Origin of the sequence: Microbulbifer hydrolyticus (assembly GCF_009931115.1) — a bacterium.
In the GTDB taxonomy this organism is placed as follows: domain Bacteria; phylum Pseudomonadota; class Gammaproteobacteria; order Pseudomonadales; family Cellvibrionaceae; genus Microbulbifer; species Microbulbifer hydrolyticus.
Map to the genome: position 1 here is coordinate 3,025,299 of NZ_CP047491.1, position 25,840 is coordinate 3,051,138.

18 protein-coding genes are annotated in these 25,840 nt (G+C 57.9%); 5 read left to right on the forward strand and 13 right to left on the reverse strand.

The window, feature by feature from the left end; all coding sequences use genetic code 11:
• Window positions 1–35 precede the first annotated feature (35 nt).
• The 7 genes from hscA to trmJ form a co-directional block, all read right to left on the reverse strand.
• The gene (hscA, locus tag GTQ55_RS12980) at window positions 36–1,916 is read right to left on the reverse strand and encodes a Fe-S protein assembly chaperone HscA (protein WP_161859125.1); all 1,881 of its coding nucleotides are present in this window, start codon (window positions 1,914–1,916) and stop codon (window positions 36–38) included.
• A 21-nt stretch (window positions 1,917–1,937) separates the two neighbouring features.
• On the reverse strand, window positions 1,938–2,456 hold the full coding sequence (gene hscB / locus GTQ55_RS12985; RefSeq protein WP_161859126.1) for a Fe-S protein assembly co-chaperone HscB: 519 nt from the start codon (window positions 2,454–2,456) through the stop codon (window positions 1,938–1,940).
• Window positions 2,457–2,530: 74 nt separating this feature from the next.
• Window positions 2,531–2,854 (reverse strand): iron-sulfur cluster assembly protein IscA, encoded by a 324-nt coding sequence (gene iscA, locus GTQ55_RS12990; RefSeq protein WP_161859127.1) that lies wholly within the window; start codon window positions 2,852–2,854, stop codon window positions 2,531–2,533.
• Window positions 2,855–2,900: 46 nt separating this feature from the next.
• Window positions 2,901–3,305, reverse strand: coding sequence for a Fe-S cluster assembly scaffold IscU (iscU, locus tag GTQ55_RS12995; RefSeq protein ID WP_161859128.1), 405 nt, complete (start codon window positions 3,303–3,305; stop codon window positions 2,901–2,903).
• Window positions 3,306–3,351: 46 nt separating this feature from the next.
• Window positions 3,352–4,566, reverse strand: coding sequence for an IscS subfamily cysteine desulfurase (locus tag GTQ55_RS13000; RefSeq protein ID WP_161859129.1), 1,215 nt, complete (start codon window positions 4,564–4,566; stop codon window positions 3,352–3,354).
• A 109-nt stretch (window positions 4,567–4,675) separates the two neighbouring features.
• On the reverse strand, window positions 4,676–5,176 hold the full coding sequence (gene iscR / locus GTQ55_RS13005) for a Fe-S cluster assembly transcriptional regulator IscR (RefSeq protein WP_161859130.1): 501 nt from the start codon (window positions 5,174–5,176) through the stop codon (window positions 4,676–4,678).
• Window positions 5,177–5,405: 229 nt separating this feature from the next.
• Window positions 5,406–6,218 carry a tRNA (cytosine(32)/uridine(32)-2'-O)-methyltransferase TrmJ gene (trmJ, locus tag GTQ55_RS13010; RefSeq protein WP_237567669.1) on the reverse strand — a complete coding sequence of 271 codons (813 nt, stop codon included), beginning with the start codon at window positions 6,216–6,218 and terminating at the stop codon, window positions 5,406–5,408.
• A gap of 158 nt (window positions 6,219–6,376) precedes the next feature.
• Here trmJ and GTQ55_RS13015 point away from each other — a divergent pair, with 158 nt between their 5' ends.
• Window positions 6,377–7,183, forward strand: coding sequence for an inositol monophosphatase family protein (locus GTQ55_RS13015; protein WP_161859131.1), 807 nt, complete (start codon window positions 6,377–6,379; stop codon window positions 7,181–7,183).
• Between the two features lie 41 nt (window positions 7,184–7,224).
• Here GTQ55_RS13015 and GTQ55_RS13020 read toward each other — a convergent pair whose 3' ends face one another.
• On the reverse strand, window positions 7,225–10,722 hold the full coding sequence (locus GTQ55_RS13020; protein ID WP_161859132.1) for an EAL domain-containing protein: 3,498 nt from the start codon (window positions 10,720–10,722) through the stop codon (window positions 7,225–7,227).
• A gap of 92 nt (window positions 10,723–10,814) precedes the next feature.
• Complete coding sequence (locus GTQ55_RS13025) at window positions 10,815–12,845, reverse strand: sensor histidine kinase (RefSeq protein WP_237567670.1); 2,031 nt, start codon at window positions 12,843–12,845, stop codon at window positions 10,815–10,817.
• Window positions 12,846–13,462: 617 nt separating this feature from the next.
• On the opposite strand from GTQ55_RS13025, the gene GTQ55_RS13030 reads away from it, so the two are divergent.
• The 4 genes from GTQ55_RS13030 (at window position 13,463) to nagX (ending at window position 20,039) form a co-directional block, all read left to right on the forward strand.
• Entirely contained in the window at window positions 13,463–14,605 is a 1,143-nt protein-coding gene (locus tag GTQ55_RS13030; protein WP_161859133.1) for an acyl-CoA desaturase, read from the forward strand.
• Window positions 14,606–14,816: 211 nt separating this feature from the next.
• The gene (locus GTQ55_RS13035; protein ID WP_161859134.1) at window positions 14,817–15,275 is read left to right on the forward strand and encodes a hypothetical protein; all 459 of its coding nucleotides are present in this window, start codon (window positions 14,817–14,819) and stop codon (window positions 15,273–15,275) included.
• A 264-nt stretch (window positions 15,276–15,539) separates the two neighbouring features.
• Window positions 15,540–18,668, forward strand: coding sequence for a chitinase C-terminal domain-containing protein (locus tag GTQ55_RS13040; protein WP_161859135.1), 3,129 nt, complete (start codon window positions 15,540–15,542; stop codon window positions 18,666–18,668).
• Between the two features lie 273 nt (window positions 18,669–18,941).
• Window positions 18,942–20,039 (forward strand): transmembrane glucosamine N-acetyltransferase NagX, encoded by a 1,098-nt coding sequence (gene nagX, locus GTQ55_RS13045; protein ID WP_161859136.1) that lies wholly within the window; start codon window positions 18,942–18,944, stop codon window positions 20,037–20,039.
• A 69-nt stretch (window positions 20,040–20,108) separates the two neighbouring features.
• Here the strand turns inward: nagX and mutT are convergent, their stop codons facing one another.
• The 4 genes from mutT to GTQ55_RS13065 all read right to left on the reverse strand — a co-directional run bounded on the left by mutT (window position 20,109) and on the right by GTQ55_RS13065 (window position 25,721).
• Window positions 20,109–20,519, reverse strand: coding sequence for an 8-oxo-dGTP diphosphatase MutT (gene mutT / locus GTQ55_RS13050; RefSeq protein ID WP_161859137.1), 411 nt, complete (start codon window positions 20,517–20,519; stop codon window positions 20,109–20,111).
• The gene (gene argJ / locus GTQ55_RS13055) at window positions 20,519–21,730 is read right to left on the reverse strand and encodes a bifunctional glutamate N-acetyltransferase/amino-acid acetyltransferase ArgJ (RefSeq protein ID WP_161859138.1); all 1,212 of its coding nucleotides are present in this window, start codon (window positions 21,728–21,730) and stop codon (window positions 20,519–20,521) included. The genes mutT and argJ overlap by 1 nt, the downstream gene beginning before the upstream one ends.
• A 134-nt stretch (window positions 21,731–21,864) precedes the next feature.
• The gene (gene secA, locus GTQ55_RS13060; protein WP_161859139.1) at window positions 21,865–24,609 is read right to left on the reverse strand and encodes a preprotein translocase subunit SecA; all 2,745 of its coding nucleotides are present in this window, start codon (window positions 24,607–24,609) and stop codon (window positions 21,865–21,867) included.
• 173 nt (window positions 24,610–24,782) lie between these two features.
• Complete coding sequence (locus GTQ55_RS13065; RefSeq protein ID WP_161859140.1) at window positions 24,783–25,721, reverse strand: M23 family metallopeptidase; 939 nt, start codon at window positions 25,719–25,721, stop codon at window positions 24,783–24,785.
• Between the last annotated feature and the right edge of the window lie 119 nt (window positions 25,722–25,840).

Here is a 25,840-nt window from a genome sequence, read left to right on the forward strand (position 1 = left end):
CATGACCGCCCCTCAGGGCTTGTCGAATGGCCCCTTCAGGGCTTGTCGAATTCATCCAGGCTGTGGCCCTGCATGGCGCGCTTGATGGATTTATCCATGCGCCGCGCAGCAAAGGGCTCGGACAGCGTGTTCAGCTCTTCGATGCGGCTGCGAATTTCTTCTGCGGTGCCGCCATTGTGGGCCAGACGCAACGCCTCCATGGCGCGCTCAAGCGCGTTGAGCTCGCTCTCGCTCAACAGCTCGGCGCCGTTTTCCTGCAGCGCCACCAGCATGGCCTCCAGCGTACGCTCCGCCTCTACCTGGGCCTCACGCAGTGCACGGGCGGCAATATCCTCTTCTGCATTGGCGTAGGAATCCTGCAGCATCCGGGTGATATCGGAATCCCCCAGCCCGTAGGACGGCTTGACGGTGATTTCCGCCTGCACACCACTGCTCTTCTCCATCGCGGTAACCGACAACAGCCCGTCGGCATCGACCTGAAAGGTCACCCGGATGTGTGCGGCGCCGGCCACCATCGGCGGGATTCCGCGCAGTTCAAAGCGGGCCAGGGAACGACAATCCTGTACCAGCTCGCGCTCACCCTGCACCACATGGATCGCCATGGCGGTCTGACCGTCCTTGAAGGTGGTGAATTCCTGGGCCTTGGCCACCGGAATGGTAGTGTTGCGATGGATCAGCTTTTCGGTGAGACCGCCCATGGTCTCGATACCCAGCGACAGCGGGATTACATCCAGCAGCAACAGGTCTTCACGGGACTTGTTGCCCACCAGTACATCCGCCTGCAGGGCGGCACCGATGGCAACCACCTGATCCGGGTCGATATCGGCGTGGGGCTGGCGGCCGAAAAATTCCTGCACCTTTTCACGCACTCGCAGGGTTCTGGTAGACCCGCCCACCAGCACGACTTCCTCAACGTCCGCGGCAGACAGGTCCGCGTCGCGAAGGGCGCGCTTGCAGGCGCGCAGTGTTTTGGCAATCAGGGGGTCCAACAGCTCGGCAAGCTGTTCCCGGCTCAGCTCGGCTGACCAGCTGCCGTAGCTCACCGCTACAGCGGGTTCACTGGCAAGCGCCTCTTTGGCCGCACAGGCAATATTCAGCAGCTTGCGCTGGGTTGCCGCATCGTGGTCGGTACCGAGCCCCGCCTGCGCGGCCATCCACTCGGCCACCGCGCGGTCGAAGTCATCCCCGCCCAGCGCGCTGTCGCCACCGGTGGAAAGCACTTCGAATACACCTTTGGAAAGGCGCAGGATGGAAATGTCAAAGGTACCGCCACCAAGGTCATATACGGCGATGGTCTTGTCCGCCACATCGCCGGCATCGTCGGGCTTGTCGAGCCCATAGGCGACGGCCGCGGCAGTGGGCTCGTTCAGCAGGCGCAATACCTTCAGACCCGCCAGTCTGGCCGCATCCTTGGTTGCCTGGCGCTGGGCCTCATCAAAATAGGCAGGCACGGTAATCACCGCACCATCCAGCGGGCCACCGAGAGATTCAGCACCACGCCTGGCCAGCACTTTCAGGATTTCCGCGGAGACCTGCACGGGGTTTACCGCACCGGAGACCGTTTCGATCGCGGGCATGCCGCCGGTATCTTCAGCGAAGTGGTACGGCAGCTGATCACCGAAATGTTTGATGTCTGCCAGCCCCCGCCCCATAAACCGCTTGATTGAAAGCAGGGTGTTGTAGGGGTCATCTCCAGCCGCGGCACGGGCGCCATAGCCGACTTCCACGCCAGCTTCCGTATAGCGCACCGCGGAGGGCAGAATCACCCGGCCGTCTTCCGCAGCCAGCGATTCCGCAGTACCGCTACGCACCGTCGCCACAAGGGAGTTGGTGGTGCCGAGGTCGATACCGACCGCGCGCTTGCGCTGGTGGGGTTCGGGCGTCTGGCCGGGTTCAGAAATCTGCAGTAGTGCCATAGTGCTAACAATAAATCCGGTTCAGTCCAGTAAATCTTCTTCAAGCTCTTCGATCTGCCGCTGCAGCTTGGCGAGAAACTGGAGTTTGAGTAATGCGCTTTTGGCCCCGTCCAGGTCACTTGCCTGCAGGGCCGTGGAGAAGGACACTTCCTGGGCCTTGAAGAGTTCCGATGCTTCGCCACCGAGATCATCCAGTTCGGCCTCGGGGTCGGATGCGCCGCGCACATCTTCGAGCCGCTCGCGCAGCATCATCTGCTGCATCAGGAATTCACCATCGGCAGTGGTCTGCTCCGGTTTGATTTCCACCCCGGCCAGTTGCAGGAGGTAGGCGGCGCGGGCGACCGGATCCTTGAGGGTATTATTGGCCTCATTGATCTGCGCGGCATATTGCATGGAAAGCATCTGCTCGCGCTCAGACTTTGCCGCAAACCGGTCCGGGTGAAACTCCTGCTGCAATTCGCGGTAACGCTTGACCAGCGCACTGCGGTCAATCTGGTATGAGACCGGCAGCCCAAAAATTTCAAAATGATTCTGCTGCATATCGCTTTCCCGAATAACAAAAAGGCCGGCATGCACTTGCGCACCCGGCCTTATGCTGCCAGACAAGTTCCCGTTTACACGTGGAAACTTTCGCCGCAGCCGCACTCATTTTTGACGTTCGGATTTCTGAAGGCAAAACCTTCGTTCAAGCCTTCTTTGACGAAATCCAGCTCGGTGCCATCCAGGTAAGCCAGGCTCTTGGGGTCGACGATCAGCTTCACGTCGCCCGCCTCAAACACGGTATCTTCCGTCTCGGCCTGATCGACAAATTCCAGTACGTAAGCCATACCAGAGCAGCCGGCGGTCTTCACGCCGACGCGAATACCGATACCCTTGCCACGACTCGCCAATTGTTTGGCAACGTGGGCCCGGGCCGCTTCGGTCATGGTAATTGCCATGTCGGTTGCTACTCCTTACCGGTCTTTACCAGGCTGAGCGAGTCGCTCAGCTCGCCGCTTCTTCGGATTTCTCACCGCGCTTTTCGCGGATATTGTTCACCGCGGCCTTGATCGCATCTTCCGCAAGTACAGAGCAGTGAATCTTCACCGGGGGCAGAGCCAGCTCTTCGGCAATCTCGGTGTTCTTGATCTGCGCTGCTTCGTCCAGGCTTTTGCCCTTTACCCACTCGGTGAGCAGGGAGCTGGAGGCAATCGCCGAACCACAGCCGTAGGTCTTGAACTTGGCATCCTCGATGATGCCGTCGTCATTCACCTGAATCTGCAGACGCATTACGTCACCACAGGCCGGGGCCCCGACCATGCCGGTTCCCACATTGTCCGCCTTGTCATCAAGGCGACCCACATTGCGGGGGTGTTCATAGTGGTCAATTACTTTATCGCTATAGGCCATGACTATACCCTCTCAATTCGTTTCCATTGCCGCCTGCAAGCAGCAATCAGTGTGCTGCCCATTCAATAGTACTGAGATCAACGCCGTCCTTGTACATATCCCAGAGGGGCGACAGTTCACGCAGCTTTTCCACTGCCTGCCTTACTTCTTTGGCAGCGGTATCCACATCCTGTTCCGTGGTAAAACGGCCGAAGCTGAAGCGCAGGGAACTGTGGGCCAGCTCGTCGTTCACACCCAGCGCACGCAATACGTAGCTGGGCTCCAGGCTCGCGGAGGTACATGCGGAACCGGAAGAGATCGCCAGATCCTTCAGGGACATGATCAGGCTCTCACCTTCAACGAAGGCAAAGCTCACATTCAGGTTGCCGGGCACACGCTGCTCAACAGAGCCATTGATATGCACTTCTTCCATATCGCTGATCTGGCTCCAGAAGCGATCGCGCAGTGCGGTCAGACGCTTGCGCTCTTCCGCCATCTCTTCTTTGGCAATGCGAAAGGCTTCACCCATGCCCACGATCTGGTGGGTCGGCAGGGTACCGGAACGCATGCCGCGCTCGTGACCGCCACCGTGCATCTGGGCCTCGATACGCACGCGCGGCTTGCGGCGCACGTACAGCGCACCGATGCCTTTGGGGCCGTAGATCTTGTGGGCGGAGAAGGACATCAGGTCCACTTTCATTTCCGCCAGGTCGATGTCGATTTTACCGGCGCTCTGGGCCGCATCCACATGGAAAATGATCTTGCGCTCGCGGCAAAGCTCGCCGATAGCGGCGATATCATTGATCACGCCGATTTCGTTATTCACGTGCATCAGGCTGACCAGAATGGTGTCTTCGCGCAGCGCTTCTGCCACCTGCTCCGGGTAGACGATGCCGTCTTCTTTCGGGTTCAGGTAGGTAACTTCGAAGCCTTCACGCTCCAGCTGGCGACAGGTGTCGAGAACCGCCTTGTGCTCGATCTTGGAGGTAATGATGTGCTTGCCGCGCCCCTGGTAAAAGTGGGCTGCACCCTTGATGGCCAGGTTGTCAGACTCGGTAGCACCGCTGGTCCAGACGATTTCACGGGGGTCGGCATTGACCAGTTCCGCCACTTGGCGGCGGGCATCTTCTACCGCTTCTTCCGCCTTCCAGCCAAACAGGTGGGAGCGGGAGGCCGGGTTACCGAAATTGCCCTCCATGGTCATCTGCTCCGCCATCTTACTGGCGACGCGCGGGTCTACCGGGCAAGTTGCCGAATAATCCAGGTAAATGGGAAGCTTCATAATCTTTTCTCTCCACTCGCCGATGTTTCACCGGCGCCATACTGCTGTCGCTGATTAAGCTCGAATTTCCGGTGATCAGGCCCACTTGCCTGACCGGGCGGCCGGCACCTTACTGCAAGCCGCCGATAATCGCCACTTTCTGTTCTACTACCTGATCCAGCGTATCGCCGACCGCGCGGCCATCCTGGCGACGGGCGACTTCCTGCACTTCGGCCCGGGCGACCATGTCGGCCAGGCTAATGCCGTTGAGGAAGCCGTGAATCTGCTGACTGAGATCCGTCCACAGGTAGTGAGTAAGACACTGCTCACCACCCGAGCAATCACTATTACCGCCGCAGCTGGTGGCATCGACGGACTCGTTCACCGCATCGATGATTTCCGCCACACAGATTTCTGCGGTGGACCGGGCGAGGCGGTAACCGCCGCCGGGGCCGCGCACACTGGAAACAAGCCCAGCCTGTCGCAGGCGTGAAAACAGCTGCTCGAGGTAGGACAGGGAAATCTCCTGGCGCTTTGAAATGTCCGCCAGACTGATGGGGCCGCGCTCGGCGTGCAGTGCGAGGTCCAGCATTGCCGTGACCGCATACCGCCCTTTGGTTGTTAACCGCATACTCTCTCCTCGAAAGCCCCTTCCTGTCGCCCCGGTCTGTGGGCCCTGCAGCCCGTACCAGTACCACTGAATCGGGGCGCGAGTATGGAATAACCCACTACTTCAGTCAAGTATATAGCCGAGTATTACAGTCGGGTATTTGGCGGCTGGTTATACCATTTCGTTATGGAACGCGGCAGCACCAACCTATCCACGGGCGCCGCGGGCATAACCAGCGCGAGCAGCAGGGCTAGTCCGGCCGCCCCTTTCCGCCGGAGCGGTGAATATGGTTCTGGATGGCCGTGAGCATGCCGCGCAATATACCCAGCTCCATATCATCCGGGCGCACCCGACTGAACAGTCGACGCAACCGGGTCATGGTCTGCCGGGGATTATCCGGATCGATAAACCCGAGTTCGCCGAGGGCCAGCTGCAGATGCTCGTAATACATCTCCATATCCTCGGCCCTAGCGGGAGGGCGATCCCAGTCGGCGTAGCTCAGCGCCTCTCCCCTGTCCGCCTCAAGCGCCGCCATACGCGCCTCATACACCAGCACCTGGACAGCGGTCGCCAGGTTCAGGGAGCTGTAATCGGGATTCGCGGGGATATGCACATGGAAGTTGCAGGCCTGCAGTTCCTCATTGGTGAGACCGCGGTCCTCGCGCCCGAACACCAACGCGACCGGGTGCGACTGCGCCTCGGCGATAGCGCGCTGGCCGCACTCGCGCGGGGTCAACAGAGGCCACGGGATGCGGCGTTCGCGGGCGCTGGTCGCGACTACCAGTCCACAATCGGCCACCGCCTCCTCCAGGGTCTCCACCACAACTGCACTGTCAAGCAGCTCCGCGGCACCCGCGGCACGCCACACGGCATTGGCGGCAGGAAACTCCCGCGGCTGTACCAGATACAGCTGACTGAGCCCCATATTCTTGAGCGCTCGGGCGGCGCCACCGATATTTCCCGGGTGGGCGCTGTTGACCAGCACCACTCGGATATTGTCGAGCGCAGCCAGCGCGCCCTGGGAGGCCGATTTCGATGCTGATTCGGAAGGAGAAGTCGCCATATGAGTTACCCGGTCGGAGTGGCTACACTAGGGCCTGTTACAAAACGGGCGCGGAGTGTAGCAAAATTGCACAAGAATCCCTACAATCGCGACCCCGGCTGGCCCGGCACTGCTTTTTACCATATACAAAGACATCCACAACTGATCGCGGAATTCCTATGGAACCCATGTTGAATATTGCCCTGCGCGCAGCGCGCAAGGCCGGTGAACTGATCGAACGCGCCTGGGAGCGTGGCGACCTGATGAAGTTTGAAGAGAAAGGGCGCAACGATTTCGTGACGGAAGTGGATAAGGCCAGCGAGCAGGAGATCATCTATCACCTGCGCAAGGCTTACCCCAAACACAGTATCCTCGCCGAGGAGAGTGGCCTTCAGGAAGGTGCCGAACCGGAATACGAGTGGATCATCGATCCGCTGGACGGCACCACCAATTTCATCCATGGCATGCCCCACTTCGCCATTTCCATCGCCTGCCGCTACCGCGGCCAGATCGAGCACGCCGTGGTCCTCGACCCCATCAAGCGTGAAGAATTTACCGCCAGCCGTGGTCGCGGTGCCGCTTTGAATGGCCGTCGCATCCGCGTTTCCAGTCGCCAGGGCATGAAAGGCGCGCTGATCGGCACCGGCATTCCCTTCAACGGCGAGTCGTTCGATAACATCGATGCCTACCTGGCCGTGATGAAGGACGTTGCCGGGCAGACTGCGGGTATCCGCAGGCCCGGCGCTGCGGCGCTTGACCTGGCCTACGTAGCCTCGGGCCGCTTCGACGGTTTCTGGGAGATGTATCTGAACAGCTGGGATATCGCCGCAGGCTCCCTGCTGGTAAAAGAGGCCGGCGGGCTCATCAGTGACTTCCGCGGCGGCAATGACTATCTGGAATCCGGCAATCTGGTTTGCGCCACGCCTAAAGTGTTCAAACCACTCCTGCAGATTGTGGGCAAGCATATGGGGAAAATCCCCCAGTAATTAGCAGCCTCAGGAACCTGAACCGACGCCAACGCGCCAGTTCAGGTTTCCAGCTCAACCTCACTTCGACGATTTTCTTCACCACCTTCGCCAGTTTGCCTCAGGCTGCTGTCGGTTTTCACCACGCCTCTCTCGCATGCTGCGGCCAATACGTCCTCCAGAGGACTGGGCCGGCCGATATGAAAACCCTGCAAAAGGTCCACACCAATTTTTTGAAGCCGCTCAGCGGTGCCCGCATCCTCCACAAACTCCGCAATTGTGCGCGCATTCAGGCGATGGGCCACCTGGTTGATTGACTCCACAATCATCAGGTCCACAAAATTCGAGTCAACCTGCCGCACAAAGCTGCCATCGATTTTGATGTAATCGATCGAGAAAGCTTTCAGGTAATTGAACGAGCTGAGACCGTTACCAAAATCGTCCAGCGCCACCTTACACCCCATATCCCGCAGGGCTGCCACAAATTCACTGGCACTTTCCATCTGGTTGATCATCGCGGTTTCGGTAATTTCAATCCCGAGGCGCTCAGAAGGCAGCTCCGCATCATCCAACAGCGCGATCAACTTCTTCTGGAATTCGCCGTCACCAATCGCTTCCGCCGACAGGTTCATGGCAAAGCTGAGACCACTGGCTGCCGCTGCTTGCGCCTTGGTGCGCAGGAATTCATTCATTACCCAGTTGTCGATCTGCAACATCAGACCGTAGCGTTCAGCGGCAGGAATGAATGCACCCGGGGCGATAAGGGAGCCATCCGAATCCACCATCCGCACCAGCAATTCATAATGACTGATATGGGAAGGGTCAGACGCGCTGGCAATGGGCTGCGCGTACAACAGCATTCGGTTTTCATCCAGCGCTTCACGAATACGTGAGGCCATATGAATTTCCCGGTGCTGGTCCGCGGCTGCACTGCTGTCGGCTTCGTACAGCATCACCACACCTCGGCCCGCGTGCTTCGCCGAGTAACAGGCCACGTCAGCCTGGCTCATCAGGTCCGCCACATGGTTGTTGTCACGACGTATTTCCGTAAGCCCGACACTGGCCCCCACATCAAATACGCGCCCTGCCCAGGGGAAGCGGAGTGCGATAATTTTTCTCACCAGCTGCTCGCAACGCAGGCGTCCCTGCTCTTTATTGCAATCACGCAGCAAAATCCCGAACTCATCGCCGCCGAGGCGTGCAACGCTATCGGTTTCTCGCAGCTGGCCTTTCAAGAACCGGGCAACGTTTCGCAGCAGTGCGTCGCCCGCCTGGTGGCCAGCACTATCGTTGATCACTTTGAAACGGTCGAGGTCCATATAGGCAAGGGTATGGACAATCTCGTTGTTTCTTACCGAGGCAACCGCTTCAAGCAGGTCGCGTTTGAATGCTTCCCGGTTGGGGAGGTGGGTCAGGTTGTCATGATGCGCTTTGTATCGAAGCTGACGGATCAACTGGCGTGTCTCGGTTACATCCTGAAACACCAGCACCGCGCCAAGGACATGGCCACTCCCGGTACGCAACGGTGATGCTGAGCACTTGACGTCGTAGCTGTTACCACTGCGATTGTGTAACACAGAGCCTTCAGCGGAGATAAACGGCATCACATGATGCAGGCACTCTTCCACCGGGCTGCTGACCGGCTTGCCTTCGCGACCAGAAGACAGCTGAAGCACGCGGTCGATATCGCGTCCCTTCACTTCATTGAGCGACCAGCCGGTAAGCTGCTCCGCCACCGGATTCATGAAGGTGATCCGTCGCCGCCGGTCCGTGGCGATCACCGCATCGGCGATCGCATTCAATGTCACCTGCAAGTGCTCTTTTTCTTCTTCGAGCGAGCGCGCCATCTGTTTGTTTTCAGTGATATCGCGCAGCAGCCCGATCAAGCGCACCGGCTGCCCCTGGTCATCAGATTCTATTACTCGGGCAATCTCATGAATCCAACGGTACTCCCCACCATCCGTACGCACGCGGTACTGGCAGTCGATTTCCCTGGCTTCACCACTAATGTGCGCAAGCTGCGCGCGCAACAGACCATCGCGATCCTCTGTGCTTACCCGCGCAAGCCAGTCGTGGCGGCTGGCGAGATCTTCCGCATCAATACCGACGCCGCTATTGAGCCACTCTGAGTAAAACGTCTTTCCGGTAACCAGGTCCCAGTCATACACCACCTGGCCGGTGACCGTGAGCGAAAATTTCCAGCGTTCTTCCGCTTTGGCCAGCTGTGCCTCACTGCGCTTTCGCCAGTCAATATCCTCAACCTGAACAACGGCGTACAGCGGATCATTGTTTGCGCCTCGCGCCAGGCTACAGGACCAGTGCCCCCACACCTGCTCGCCATTTTTACGCATAAAACGCCACTCGGCGTCCTGGACGTACCCCAGCTCGAAATCGAACAAGAGATTTCCGCCATTGTAGCCTTCACCGCTAGCTGAGGACTGCTGCCCCAGATTCCGCTCCTCGGTACCGATGACTTCCCGGATATTCAACCCCCGCAGCTCCACATCGGAATAGCCGATAAACCGACAAAAGCTTGGGTTCGACTGGATGATCCGGTTATCCAGAGACACAAGCAGCATCCCGATGCGCGACGACCCCATGGCGGCCCGAAAACTGCTTTCAACCTCGATGATTCGCTGGCTGCGCTTGCGTTCAACGCTCGACGCCACCGCCATCACATAGGCTGGGATCATCCCCGCATAAAGAGGAAGAAAATCCAGAGGGCGATCAATCCCGTGAATTTCCTCCGGCAGCCAATGATCCCCGTTGATGAAAACCGCCAGCACTATCAGCACCGCGGAAAACACCAACAGCAAGGTCTGAGATAGTTCCAGCCGCGAGGCGGCCCAGATGAGTGGCAGTGCGACAAAGACAAACGGGTAAGAAAAGAATTGCAGTATCAGGAAGATACTGGCAAGAGAAACAAGGGCCACGCCAAGAAACCGGACGAGAGGCCCAAGTGAAAGCAGCGCCCCCCTGGTTTGCTTGCTGAGCAAGTGAATAAAGGGCAAAAATACGCTGATCCCGATGGTATCCGCCAGATACCAGGATACAAAAACGTCGTTGAATGCCAGACCACGAAAAGTCGCGGCAACGCCAGCCCCGACCCCAGCGCCTGCGACCGTCGAAAGAAAGGCACCAAAAAACAGGAAGCGCACCCAGCGCCACACGCTACCAAAAAAATCGCCATCGGCGCAGAAAAAGCGCAACAGCGCCGCCGCCACCAGCGACTCGACCACGCCGGCAAGGGAATACAGAGCTGCGATAAAAAATTCCAGGCCACTGGCGATGGCCGCTACCACGCAGCCAACGAAAGAAGCGGACAGCAGTAGTGCCCAAGCCCTGACAGGAAACCGGTACAAAAAGGCTATGGTCAGCGCATCCGCCAGCCAGATGGCAGCGACGCCGCTATTGAGGGAAAGGAAGTGTTTACACAGGTATGCCAGGCAAAAACTACCCGCCATCAGCAAAAAAGCTGCGGGTAGCGGATTGGTGCGCGCAATATTCTGCGCGACCATGGACGGAGTCACTTTATTCTCGCCAGGGAAATGAACGGACATCAACCATAACTTCCTTTTGATTGGCTTTTATTGTTTTGTATCAATCCAGAATCGGTGAATGCAACTCTCCCCCAAATTCAGATTCTCGTACGTCACTCCACTGAAGAGCGGCTATCAATGTCATCCTTGCTCTGGTTAATTTTCAATGTCAAACAGTAGCGCAACCCCTCTGCCAGGGTTGAAAGGTCGTAACTCGTCGGCACGCATACATCCAGGCAGTCGGCACGCTGATCAACAATCCCCAGCAAAGGGATACCTGCAGCTACCATATCCCCTCGCACGATAGCCGAAAAATCCTTCATTGAGACACCAGGCAGTTCGCCGTCCAGCACAATGATATCGGGATTTTCAGTTCGCGCGCTAAAGATACCTTTCATGGCATCGTTGACGATATGTACTTCCACTTGCGGAATCGATGCCAGCACGGCCTTCATCCGATTGGCCGAAGCTGTTCTGCCGGCGACATACAACAGGCGGCAGGCCGGCAGTGTGCTTGTGTAGTCGGGACGAGCGGCCATTTGCAGGACTTCGCTGGGAGCGTCGTTCATCATGAACTCCACCCAGAATACCGAGCCCTGGCCCTCTTCGCTGTCAAAGCCTATTCGCCCACCCATTGCCTCGGTCAACTGCCTGGCAATCGCGAGCCCCACACCGGTTCCCTCGATCTTGCCCTGCTCCGCTCCCAGCCGGTTGAATGGCTCGAACACTTGCGACTGCTTACCGGCAGCGATTCCGCTGCCGGTATCGAGCACGCTAAGTCGCAACCAGCCCTCAGCTTGTGGCGCAAATGTGATGACGACACGCCCATTCTCACGGTTGTACTTGATGGCGTTGCCCACCAGGTTCAACACCACCTGCTTGAACCGGGTGGGGTCAGCGAGAATGTAGGCGCGCTCCCAGCCCAAAGGCTCAAAGGTGAGGCTGACCTTGCGGGTTTCCGCCAGGGGTTCGAGTAACTGACGGCAATCTGCTACCAACGGTGCCGGCCGCACCGCCTCAATAGAGGGAGCAAGACGATTGCTGTCGATACGGGCGAGATCCAGAACATCACCGACCAGGTGCAGCAGGTGCTGGCCGGCTTTACGAATCTCACCGAGGCGCTGGCGCTGATCCGGATTCAGGCTCTGGTCGAGCTCCACCATCTGGCTGTATCCGAGAATGGCGTTCAACGGCGTGCGCAACTCATGACTGAGACTGGAAATAAGCTCTGTCCTGTCCCGGCTTTCCTGTTTCAGCCGGATCAGGTCCTCCTCCACTTTCAGCTGTCTTTTCTTGCTCGCGGTCACGTCCTGAAGGGTCCCCAGCATCCGGATCGGCTGCCCCGCACTGCTGCGCTGCACATTGCCGCGGCAGCGCGCCCAGACAATACCACCCTCCCGGTGCCTGAGTCGGAACTCCACATCCAGCGGTAACTGTTCGCGGACGTTATCCGCCATAGCCTGTTTTACGTAAGGGTAATCCTCCGCCACCATGTGCGTTTTCCAGCGCGCCAGCGCCGCCCGGGCATCTAATTCGCTGTGCCCGCGGGGGTAGCCGAGCATTCGCCAGCAGGCATCATCCAGAACCACTTCATCTACCTGTAAATCCCACTCCCAAAGGCCATCTCCAACCGTATCCAGGGCATAGTGGAAGCGCTCACCGGAAAAATAGGAAAGGGATCTGGAGGAAAGAGACTCGCTGTAATCGGTGCAGCCACCGAGAAAAAAACGCTCGCCGGACGGCGAGGTGAAAGCCCTCGCCCACAAGCGAAGCCAGACCGGTTGCCCGTCACGGGCGTACGCCCGAATGGTGGTGTCAACAAAAGTGCCCTGCTGGCACAATCGGGTACGCAGCGTTATCAGCGCATCGCGGTCGTCGGAGTGCACCAACGCCAGGTCACCACTCCACACCCCCGAAAGCGCCACTTCGGGATCACGGTGCAACTGCAACCAGAGGTTTCCGGTAGCCCTCTGGGCCCCGCTCAGAGGGTGCCACTCCCAGACTCCCCGATTGGCGCTCAATAGCAGGCTGTGCAGGTAGTGCACTTGGGTCAACGCCTGCTTCGGCTGCAAACCTTCCAGCTCACCGGGCGTGGCGAGATTCAGGCTGACTGCTTGAGGTTGAGAAGGGTCTGAGTTCGACACTGTCTTGCCGCCTGGACGTGCTGGACTCAGCCAGCAGTCGCAAAAATTTCGGTAAAATCGAAGACTAGTGAATCACTTATCAGCGGATAAAAAAAGGCCCCGCAATGCGGGGCCCAAAATAGCGATGATGAGAGAAAACGGGAAGTCACGCATTATTACGTTTGCCATAACCCGTGATGGTTTCCCGGAGCGCAGGCCAAGTGGCCTACACAATAGATAAAGCAAGCGGTGTGCCAACTTTTAAAAAACCACGAAGAAACGGTCTAAACTCGGTATTTCGCTCAAAAATCAAACGCGCCGAACGGGCAACTGGTAGATACTTTATGCCGCTTAACCCCATGGCACGGAAAAATGACAGCGCTTGAACCAACAATGAACGCAAAATTCATCTCGCGCACCAAAACAATGCACAGAACCACCCAATCAGCGATAAAGTGACTAAACATTCTCAAATTGGCAATTGTCGTCCTCTTGGGCAGGTGCCCGCCATGAGCATCTGGGGTAGCATCTACCTTATTGACTGCCCCGAGAAGTTTGCGAATACCAACGCCCAAACTTCACCAGTCACGCCCGCAAGCGGGCACAAAATGTAGAAAGGCTCTAACAAGGTTGTAAGTATGAAAGCAGTTCCCGAAGCCCCTCGAATCTGGCTGACCACGATACTGTTTGCCAGTACCGCTTTAGTGGCTCTGGTTCTCGTCCCGCTGTATGGCGTCCTGGTAGGCTATCACTGGTACCAGTGGCTGGCATTTGCGGTACTGGGCGCCTTCTGCGGGTTCTCTATTACCGCGGGGTACCACCGCCTGTGGTCCCACCGTACCTACGAAGCACACTGGTCTCTGCGTCTGTTCTACGCACTGTTCGGCGCCGCAGCGCTGCAGAATAGTGCGTTGATCTGGTGCTCAGGGCACCGCCGCCACCACCGCCATTGTGACGACAACAATCACGACCCCTATTCCGCCAAGCGCGGCTTCTGGTTTTCCCATATCGGCTGGATGCTGCGGGAGTATCCCAGCGGCGAGGTGAACTTCGACAACGCCAAAGACCTGCAGCGGGACAAAATCGTGATGTGGCAGCACAACCATTATGTCCCCATCACTGTCGCGATGAATGTCGGTGTTCCCCTGATACTGGGTCTGCTGACCGGTGACGTGATCGGAATGCTATTGCTGGCCGGGGTACTGCGCATCGTGGTCAACCACCACACCACCTTTTTTATCAATTCCCTTGCCCACATTTGGGGCCGCCGCCCGTATACCGATGAAAATACCGCTCGCGACAACGACTTGCTGGCATTTTTCACCTTTGGTGAGGGCTACCATAACTATCACCACATTTTTCAGACTGATTACCGTAACGGTATCCGCTGGTACCAGTGGGATCCCACCAAGTGGCTGATCAAGACCGCCAGCTGGGTGGGCCTGGCCAGAAACCTGAAAACCGTACCCGCAATGCGAATTCAACGCGCCATGCTGGCGATGCAGTTCAAGCGAGCAGAGCAGAAACTGGAGCACTCGAAACACAAAGAGAGCTGGAAGCAGTTACTGGAGCGGGAAGCGCAGGACTTCTCTGCCTCGCTTGCCGAGTGGAAAGGGTTACAGCAGCAGCGCTACGAAAATGCCCGTGAGCGCCTGATGGCCTCCTGGGAAAACGCAGCCATTCGCACCCGGGTAAAAGAACTCGAATACAGCCTCAAGATGCAGCGCAAGCGGCTGCAGATCATGATGGGCCAGTTCCACCTGGCTCCGGCTGCGGCCTGACGGATGGATTTACGAGAAGAGGCGGCCAATGGGCCGCCTTTTTCTTGCCAGTAAAAAGCCCAGCGAAGCCGCCGGCCGCACGGAATATGACTGACGAGGACTTGAACGCCCACGGATATGCACTATAACCATAAGAGAAACATAACAGTTCCGCCAACGACGGCCCTGCAGAGAAAACTATAATTAAACCAACCACTGAGAAGGCGCAGAGATGAAGACGTTCAAACAGGCCCACGAAGTTCTCAAAAACGCCCAGAAGTTCCACCTGGATATGGCCGGTGTCTACCAGCAACTGCTGGAAAATGCCCAGGACAATCGCACTCAGTTGCTGCTCAAGCACCTCCATGAGCACGAGCTGCGCCTGGCGAACAACCTGAAGAACTATGGCGCCGTTGCCGAGCAGAAGGTGATGCAGACCTGGCTTCAGTACACCCACGAAGAGAGCGCTGGCGACCTGGTCAAAAATCTCTACCTGAGCGACAAGCCCAGTATTGAAGAGATCAATCGCCTGGGTCAGGAGGTTGACCGTTACTTCTCAGACTTGTACCACTCTGTCTATGGATCCATAGAATCCGCTGAAGTAAAGGAAGTCTTTGAGAACCTCAAGCAAATCCAGGACAAGGAGCGCATCACCCTGTCCATGGCAACCAATTCACTCTGGGATATGTAGCCTCACGCACTGTCCCGCTTCTCGCTTTCCCCGCCTGTAAAAGATGAGAGCGCCACTCACCGGCGCCACTGGTGTGATACTGCTCGCAAAGCACGTGTAAAACCCATAAAAGTGGCGCGAAACACCGCATATATGATCATTTAGTGAAACTCTGGTATTGCCTGAAGAGTGTCCCATTGCTATTTTGACAGCGATGTCATTTCGTGGCGCCGAGGTTTAGCGTCGAATTCATATAACAATAATCTGCCGCAAGGTGAACATTTTATGATCAGCAACAAGCTCCGGCTCGGTCTGGTGACCGCTGCCATGCTGTCTGCAGGACACGGTCACGCAGCCGTGGACTGCACCTCCCTGGCCACCTGGGAGGCCGGCCCGTCCTACTCAGGCGGTGCACAAGTCCAGTACAACGGCAATGCCTACCAGGCCAACTGGTGGACCCAGAACCAGAACCCCGAACAATACTCCGGCCAATACCAGGAATGGAGCCTGCTCGGGGCCTGTGACGGCGAAGACCCGCAATATCCCCCGCAAGGCTCGATTACCGCCCCCACCGGCGGGATTACAGTAAGCGAAAATGACAACGTTGTCATATCGGTTTCTGCAAGCGACTCGGACGGTCAGGTCACTTCCGTCGAGTTCTTTGTAAACGGCTCCCTCATTGACACCGACACCGCCGCGCCATGGGAAACAACCTGGGCCGCCACGGGTGCGGGCACAGCCACGCTCACCGCCAACGTTGTGGATAACGACAACCTCTCTACCACCACTTCCCCGGTCTCCATCACCGTTGAAGAGGAAATCGTGATCGGACCAGTTCCGCCCAGCGTGAGCCTCTCGACACCCGCCAATGGCTCAAACCACACGACGGGCGACAACCTGACCATTCGCGCGAGCGCCTCCGACAGTGACGGCTCTGTGAGTCAGGTAGCGTTCTTCGTCAACGGCGACCTGCTCGCCACGGACTCCAGTGCACCTTACGAGACCCAGTGGACGGCTACACTCGGCACCCACACCATTTCCGCGGTAGCCACCGACAACGACAACCTGGAAGCGAGTGCAGAAGCGACAATCTCTGTGGAAGACGAGCAGGTTGTGACCGGTGAACATCCCTGCCGCCCTGATGGCCTGTATACCAGCCCGGGTACCGCGCCCAATTACTGTGACATCTACGATGCCGATGGGCGCGAGAACATGGGTGCAGACCACCCCCGCCGGATCATCGGTTATTTCACCAGCTGGCGGAACGGTGCCAACGGTCAGCCCAGCTACCTGGTGAAAGACATTCCGTGGGGCAAGATCACCCATATCAACTATGCCTTTGCCCATGTAGGCAGCGATTACTCCGTGTCCGTGGGCAATACCAGCGATCCCGCCAACCCGGCGACCGGCATGGAATGGCCGGGCATTGCCGGTGCCGAAACCGATCCGGATTACCCGTACAAGGGACACTTCAACCAGCTGTCCAAATTCAAGGAACAGCACCCGGACGTGAAGACCCTGGTCTCCGTGGGCGGCTGGGCCGAAACCGGTGGCCACTTCAATGAAAATGGCGATCGCGTGAACGACGGCGGTTTCTACACCATGACCACCAACGCCGATGGCACTATCAACCACCAGGGCATCGAGGCGTTCGCCAACTCCTCCGTGGACTTTATCCGCCAGTACGGCTTTGACGGTGTGGATATCGACTACGAGTACCCCACCAGCATGAACGACGCCGGTAACCCGATGGACTTTGGCATTGCCAACCCGCTGCGCGGCTCGCTGATGGAATCCTACGCAGAGCTGATGCGGGTACTGCGTGAGAAGCTGGACCAAGCGGGTGAAGAGGATGGTACCCACTACATGCTCACCATCGCCTCGCCCTCGTCCGGGTACCTGCTGCGCGGTATGGAGACCATGCCGATTACCCAGTACCTGGATTACGTCAACATCATGACCTACGACCTCCACGGGGCGTGGAATGAATACGTTGGCCATAACTCCGCGCTGTTCGACAACGGCAATGACCCGGAACTGGCCGCTGCCAGTGTCTACAGCACTTCCCAGTATGGCGGCATCGGCTATCTGAACATCGACTGGGCAGTGAAGTACTTCCGCGGTTCGATGCCAGCCGGCCGTATCAACATCGGTATTCCTTACTACACGCGCGGCTGGCAGGGCGTATCTGGTGGCACCAACGGGCTCGGAGGCTCGGCGGCACTACCAGCGCAGTCTGAGTGTCCGGAAGGTACCGGCGGCGCTGCTGACTGCGGCAACGGCGCCATCGGCATCGACAATATGTGGCACGACAAGAATAGCGTCGGCGAGGAAATGGGTGCGGGTTCCAACCCCATGTGGCACGCCAAGAACCTGGAAGATGGCATTCTCGGCAGCTACCTCTCCGCCTATGGCCTGGATCCGGCCAACGACCCGGAGGACGCACTGGTAGGTACTTACGTGCGCAACTACGACAGTGTGTCCGAGGCGCCGTGGTTGTGGAATGCACAGAAGAGCGTGTTCATCTCGACCGAGGACGAAGAGTCCATGGACGCGAAGGTCCAGTACGTGATCGACCAGGGCGTGGGCGGCATCATGTTCTGGGAACTGGCCGGTGACTACGACTGGGATGCGTCGAAAGGCGAGTACTTCATGGGGGACACCCTCACCACGCTCGCCTACGACAAGTTCGTCAACGCCAGTGACTACCGTCACCTGCGTACCGACCGTGTGGTACCGGATGAAGCACTGGATATCGGCATCGAGATCACCGGGTTCAAACTGGGTGATCAGAACTACCCGCTGAATCCGAAGCTGTATATCACCAACAATACCGGTGGCACGCTTCCCGGCGGCACCGTGTTCGAGTTTGATATGCCGACCTCAACTTCCAACATCATCACCGACCAGAGTGGTGCCGGTCTGGAAGTCATTGAAGACGGGGCAAACGCCGGCGGAGGTAATGTGGGCGGACTGGAAAATGAATTCCACCGCGTGCGCTTCAGCCTGCCGGCCTGGCAGGATCTGGCAGATGGAGAGAGCTGGGATATGACCCTGAACTATTACCTGCCGGTTTCTGGCCCCCAGGCATATTCAGCCACGGTAAACGGCACCACCTATGCGCTGGCATTTGAATACCCCGACCTTCCGCTGGCCGAGCTCGGCAGCGGCGGTGGCAGCTCCTCCGGTGGCAGCTCGTCCGGTGGTAGTTCTTCAGGCGGCGGCGGTGACACCTGCAGTGATGCCGGTGTCAGTACCAGCGGTCTGGTTACCTACCCCGAGTGGCCCCGCAGCAACCACGCCGCAGGTGGAGACCGGATCATCCACGATGGCAGCGTATTTGAAGCCAAGTGGTGGACCCAGTCGGTGCCGGGCACTGCCGATGGCAGCTGGGCATTTATCTGCTCGATTTAAATTCTGAACCGAAACGGATTTCTACGGCCGGCGACGCAGCGCCGGCCAAATCTCACAGGATGGAAAAGTGGTAGACGGATAAGTAGTAAATACGATTCTCTCTGCGTTGTGACCAATAGGAAACTCCTGTACAGGAAATACTCCTATATTTGCCCCGGCTTTGGCCGGGGCTTTTTTCGTTTTTGTGAACCGTGATTTCGGCTTCAAACATGTCCTATCATGGTGCTCAATAAATTTTCGATTCACTATTTCACTTGATTAGCAGTAACGATCATGGCCAATAAAAAACAACGACTCGCATCGGTAGACGCACTACGCGGTTTCGATATGTTCTGGATCATCGGTGGCGAGGCGCTGTTCCTGCCACTGTTCGCACTTACCGGCTGGACAATCTTTCAGTTTGGCCATGGACAGATGCAACACACCCAGTGGCACGGGTTCAGTTTTTACGACCTGATCTTCCCGCTGTTTATTTTCCTTTCCGGTGTCACCCTGGGGCTTGCCAACAAGTCTCTGCGTGGCCTCCCACTGAGCCAGCGGACACCGGTTTACCGTAAATCCTTCAAACGCCTGTTCTTGCTGATTTTACTGGGGGTTTTATACAACCACGGCTGGGGCGCGGGCATTCCAGCAGACCCTGGTGAAATCCGCTACGCCAGCGTACTGGCCCGTATCGGCTTCGCGTGGTTTTTTGCCGCAATGATTGTGTGGCACTTTGGTCTGCGGGTTCAGTATGCAATCGCTGCCACAATCCTTATCGGCTATTGGCTGCTACAGGTGAGTGCGGGGCCACTGACTCCGGAGGGCTCGGTGAATGCCTGGACCGACCAGCATTTTTTGCCGGGAATAACCTACCAGAATCGCGCCTACGACCCGGAGGGGATACTCTCCACCATCCCCGCCGTTGTTAATGCCCTGTTCGGGGTATTCGCCGGGCGCTGGCTGGCACGGCACTCAGGTAATCACAAAGCGATCCTTAAGGGTCTTTCTGTCGGCGCAACCGCATGCTTGCTGGCCGGCTTCCTGTGGCACTGGGCATACCCGGTAAACAAGGAACTCTGGACCAGCTCGTTTGTGCTGGTCACCTGTGGCTGCTGCCTGCTATTGCTGGGAGTTTTCTATCTGCTGGTGGATATGTGGCACTGGAAAGCCTTCACCTACTTTTTTTCGGTGATCGGATGCAATGCGATACTGGTTTATCTTGGCACCAGCCTGATCAACTGGCAGTACAGCAGTAAAAGCCTGTTCGGAGGCATTGCCTTGGCTCTGCCGCAAGCTGCCGGCACCTTGCTGGTTGCCTGTGGGGTAATTCTCTTGCAGTGGCTTGTACTGCGGTTTCTGTACAAGCGTGGGATTTTTATCAGCCCCTGACCACACCAGTAACGGAGCGGCGAAAGCCGGGACGGTGGCGACGACACACCGGACCGGCTTCACCACTGCTCAACAGGACCGCTTCTGCACTGCATCGACAATCGGCTGATTGGCATCGGGAAAGTGATAATTGGCAAGGTCTGAAGCGAGCACCCAGGCCAGTTCCTGGCCCTCGACACCCCGCGCCTCTCCACTGAACTCGGTCACGCACCAGGTATCCAGAAAGACCTGCTTGTCACCGTAGTCGTGACGCACCTCGATCAGCTTTTCCATCGCCAGCACATCTATATCCAGCTCCTCGCGCAACTCCCGGGTCATTGCCTGCTGGATGGATTCACCAGACTCTACCTTGCCACCGGGAAACTCCCAGCGCCCTCCCATATGCAAATGTACCGGACGGCGGGCAAGCAGGATGCGGCCGTCATTGCCCAGTATGACCCCCACTGCAACGTGAATATGCTTAACCGCGGATTCCCCCATCAGGTGCGATACTCCGCATTGATGGTGACGTAGTCGTGGGAGAAGTCGCAGGTCCAGATATGTTCGCAGGCATTACCCCGCTGCAGGTCCACGGTAATGGTGAACTCCGGCTGCTCAAATACCGCCTGGCCCGCCTCTTCGGTATAACTGTCCGCGCGACCACCGGCATCCACAATCTGCACATCGTCCAGAAAAACACTGATTTTTCCAGGGTCCAGGTTCTCCACCCCCGCATTGCCAATTGCCATCACCAGACGGCCCCAGTTCGGATCCGAGGCATACAGTGCAGTTTTGACCAGCGGTGATTCACCTATCTCAAATGCCATGCGTAAGGCTTCTGCAGAGTTTGCTGCATTGTTTACCTGAACGGTAACAAACTTGGTTGCGCCCTCACCGTCTTTAACAATGGCCTGGGCGAGCTGGATATGCACGTCCACGATAGCCGCTTTCAGCTTCCAATAGGCCTCACTGTTGCGGTCCCCGATCACCTCGCCGGTAGCACCGCTGGCGATCAGCACACAGGCATCGTTGGTCGAGGTATCTCCGTCAACACTGATGCGATTGAAGGAGGCGCCAACCGCTTCTTTCACCAGCTCATCCAGCATTGGCTGGGGAATCGCTGCGTCGGTCGCGACGTAGGCCAGCATGGTCGCCATATTCGGCTGAATCATGCCCGCGCCCTTGGCTATGCCCACAACGGAAATGGTCTCGCCGGCGATATCCACGGAACAGCTCGCAGTTTTTGGGCGCGTATCTGTGGTCATGATCGCCTGTGCCGCTGCCGGCCAGGCGTCGGCCTGAAGCTGCGCGGCCGCGGTCGGAATAGCATCCAGGATCTTCTGTACCGGCAGGTGCTCACCGATCACCCCCGTGCTGAATGGCAGCACCTGGGAAGACTCGATACCCAACGCCTGGGCCACACCCTCGCAGCAGCGGTGGGCGTCAGCGAGGCCGCGCTCACCAGTGGCCGCATTGGCGTTGCCGGCGTTGATCAGCAGCGCACGGATGTTGCCGCCCGCAATGTGCTTCCGGGCAAGCAGTACCGGCGCCGCACAGAACGCATTCTGGGTAAAGGTGGCAGAGACACTGGCCCCGCTGGCGACTTCGATGAGCAGCAGGTCGTCGCGCTGCCAGTTTTTAATCTTGGCCGGAACTGCGGAAAGACGGACGCCGGGTATTTGCGGCAAGAGCTTCGGCGGGGACTGGGCCATGGTGATTATCGCCTTGTAATAAGAATGAATGGGGCAGAATTATATAAACGGCGACCCCAAAACAACAAAACCATAAAAAATAAAAAAGCCCGCAGGTTTAGTGCGGGCCTATTTCGTCTGAAAGCCGGAGGCGATCAGGAGGGCGTGGAGGAAGTCAGCTTGCCGTGGCATTGCTTGTACTTCTTGCCGGATCCACACGGACAGGGATCGTTACGCCCTACTCGCGGACCGCGCCGTGCGGGCTCTTGCGCAGCCGCAACAGGTGCCTCCACTTCAGGTAAGGCGGAAGCTTCAGCGTGTTGCAGTTCGAGTTGCTGACGACGCTGGGCTTCCAGTCGACGCTGCTCCATTTCTTCCATCTGTTCACGAGTCATTGGCTCGACATGCGCAAGCACCCGGATAACCTCGTGCTTGAGGTTGTCCAGCAGGCTCTGGAACAGGTGGAAGGATTCACGCTTGAACTCCTGCTTCGGGTTCTTGTTGGCGTAGGCCCGCAGACCGATACCCGCGCGCAGGTGGTCCATGCTCGACAGGTGCTCTTTCCACAACTGATCCAGAACCTGCAGCATCACCTGCCGCTCAACGGTGGGCATCAGGTTTTCGTCACCGGTGCTCTCGGCAATACGCGCCAGCTTGTTCTGGTAGGCCTGTTGAGACTCCTCAACGATCTTCGCGCGCAGGCTCTCTTCGTGCAGGGTGCGGTCTTCATCCAACCACTGCTGAACCGGCAGTTGCAGGCCGAGCTCCGCCGCCAGCTGCTGCTCCAGTGCGGGGATATCCCACTGCTCCTCGACGCTCTGCGGTGGTACGTGAGTGGAGATCAACTCATTGACCACATCCTCGCGAATCGCGTTGATGGTGTCGCTGATGGTTTCAGCCTCAAGCAGCTCGTTGCGCTGGGAGTAAATGACCTGACGCTGGTCATTGGCCACGTCATCGTATTCCAGCAGTTGTTTACGGATGTCAAAGTTGCGACCTTCCACGCGGCGCTGGGCTTTCTCGATGGCATTCGACACCATACGGTGCTCGATGGCTTCACCACGCTCCATCCCCAGCATCTGCATGAAGTTCTTCACCCGGTCGGAGGCGAAGATGCGCATCAGGTTGTCTTCCAGTGACAGGTAGAAACGGGTTACGCCCGGATCGCCCTGGCGGCCCGCACGGCCGCGCAACTGGTTGTCGATACGGCGGGACTCGTGACGCTCGGTACCGATGATATGCAGACCGCCGGCTTCAATGACGGTCTCGTGGCGCTTCTTCCATTCCGCCTTGATCGCAGCAATTTCGTCTTCTGTGGCTTCGCGCCCCTCGCGCTCCTGAAGCTCTTCAACCTCGGCTTCCCAGTTACCGCCGAGCACGATGTCCGTACCGCGGCCAGCCATATTGGTGGCAATCGTCACGGTACCCGGGCGACCCGCCTGGGCAATGATCTGGGCTTCTTTTTCGTGGAATTTGGCGTTCAGCACCTGATGCTCGATCTTGGCCTTCTGCAGCATGCGAGACATCTCCTCCGATGTCTCGATGGAAGCGGTACCCACCAGGATCGGCGCTTTCTTGTCACGACAGTATTTGATGTCCTCGATGATGGCTTCGAGCTTTTCGCCCTTGGTGAGATATACCAGGTCGTTCAGGTCATCGCGCTGCTTGGGCTTGTTGGTGGGGATCACCACCACATCCAGGCCGTAGATCTGGCGAAACTCGAAAGCCTCGGTGTCTGCGGTACCGGTCATACCGGACAGCTTCGGGTAGAAGCGGAACAGATTCTGGAAAGTGGTGGAGGCGAGGGTCTGGCTCTCGCTCTGGATCTGAACGTTTTCCTTGGCCTCCAACGCCTGATGCAGGCCCTCGGAGAGGCGGCGCCCCGGCATCGTACGGCCGGTGTGCTCGTCGATCAGGACAACCTGCCCGTTCTGGACAATGTAATCCACGTCTTTGTGGAACAGTACATGTGCCCGCAACGCAGCATTGACGTGGTGCAGCAGGCCCAGATTACCGGGCGCATAGAGGGACTCGTCGTCTTTCAGCAGACCGCCACGGGTCAGCAGGTCTTCGATCAGCTGGTGACCGTCTTCCGTCATCTCTACCTGGCGGGTCTTTTCGTCAACGGTGTAGTGGCCTTCACCACCCTCCTCTCCACGCTCCAGCTGCGGGACCAGCTTATTCATGGCCATATAGAGCTGTGAAGAATCTTCAGCGGCGCCGGAAATGATCAACGGGGTACGCGCCTCGTCAATCAGGATGGAATCCACCTCATCGACAATGGCAAAGTTTTGTGGGCGCTGGGTGCGGTCTTCCTTGCGCAGCACCATATTGTCGCGCAGGTAGTCGAAACCGAATTCGTTGTTGGTACCGTAGGTGATATCCGCCTGGTATGCGGCTTTTTTGTCTTCCGGGTGCTGCTGGGACACCACAATCCCCACGCTCAGGCCGAGGAATTCATAGACCGGGCGCATCCAGTTGGCATCGCGGCTGGCCAGGTAGTCGTTCACGGTAACAATATGAACACCCTTGCCTTCCAGCGCATTCAGGTAGGCGGGCAACGTAGCGACCAGGGTTTTACCTTCACCGGTGCGCATTTCCGCGATATGCCCTTCGTGCAGCGTCATGCCACCGATCATCTGCACATCAAAGTGGCGCATACCGAGCGCGCGGCCACTGGCTTCACGCACAGCGGCAAATGCCTCTGGCAGGATCTGGTCCAGGGTCTCGCCATCGGCCAGGCGCTGTTTGAATTCGTCAGTTTTGGCTTTCAGCGCGGCATCGTCCAGCGCCTTGTACTCGTCTTCCAGCGCATTGATCTTGGCGACCACTTTGCGCATGCGCTTGAGTTCGCGGTCATTTTTTGAGCCGAAGACCGTTTTTATCAGTTTGCCAATCATTATTCAGAAACCACATTAAAGCTGAGAATATCCGCCGGCCCGAATCAAGGGCGCATCTGCGCGGAAAAGGTGCAAGTAAACAGGAAGGCGCCAGACGCCGCAACTGTGTATGAAGTTGCGGGCGCCACTACAGGATTACAAGTCTCCTGCCGCGCAAGAATAGAGGATAGTTGCTATCTGCCGGTGCGGCGGATGTAGGTGGCGGGGTCTACGGGGCGGTTGTTTTTGTAGACTTCAAAGTGCACATGCGGGCCGGTGGAGCGACCACTTGAACCCATCAGGGCGATAATCTGCCCTTTTTTCACCACGTCGCCCAGTTTGACCTTGAGCTCACTGTTGTGGCCGTAGCGGGTTTTGTAACCGTTGCCGTGGTTGATCTCCACGAGCTGGCCGTAGCCGTAGCGGTCTTCGGCCCAGGTCACCACGCCGGCGGCAACGGAAACCACATCAGAACCGTTTTTACCGGCGAAATCCACACCCTTGTGCCAGGACCGGCGGCCACTGAACGGGTCGGTGCGGTAGCCGTAGCGGGAAGACATCCAGCCCCGAGTAATCGGTCGCCCGGCGATGAACTGCTCATCCTGCAACTGGCGACGCGCCATCAGGGAATCGAGGGTAGACAACTGCATCTGCCGATCTTCGATCTGATCTGACAGGTCACCGATGACTTCAAGGAATTCGGGTGGCTGGTAGGGAAGTTCGCTGGCACCGCTGACACCCGGATCCTCGGGGCCACCGACGGCCGGCACGCTGCCAAACTGAAACTCACCCTCATCAAGCTTGGCGATGGTAGTGAGGCGCTCGCCCAGAGCGTCCAGGCGGGTCAGGCGCGCCTGCATTTCCGCCAACTTGACGGTAAGCGCGGTGAGCTGTTCACGGGCCTGCTGATCGGCCTCCTGAATTTGATCCTGCTGCTTTCGCAGGGCCTTGTTCCAGGCCTTTACCGCACGGGCATCGAAAACGTCTGATTCTGAGGCTGGCATGTTGGCGCCCAGCCACAGCGCACCCACAGGCAACCCCAACAGACAGAGACTGAGCAGCGCTTTGCTGAGCCCCCCAAAGTTGAAGCTGCGGGAGACACCCCCACGCTCATTGACAAGAATAATTTTCATATCAGACGTGCAAGAATTGCGACATTTTGTTGTTTTATTGGTTTACTCCCCGGCCGGCGTCGATCGCTCGAACGGAGAAGGGACTGTCGCTTCCTGCTGCGTCCCGAGGCCATCCCAAT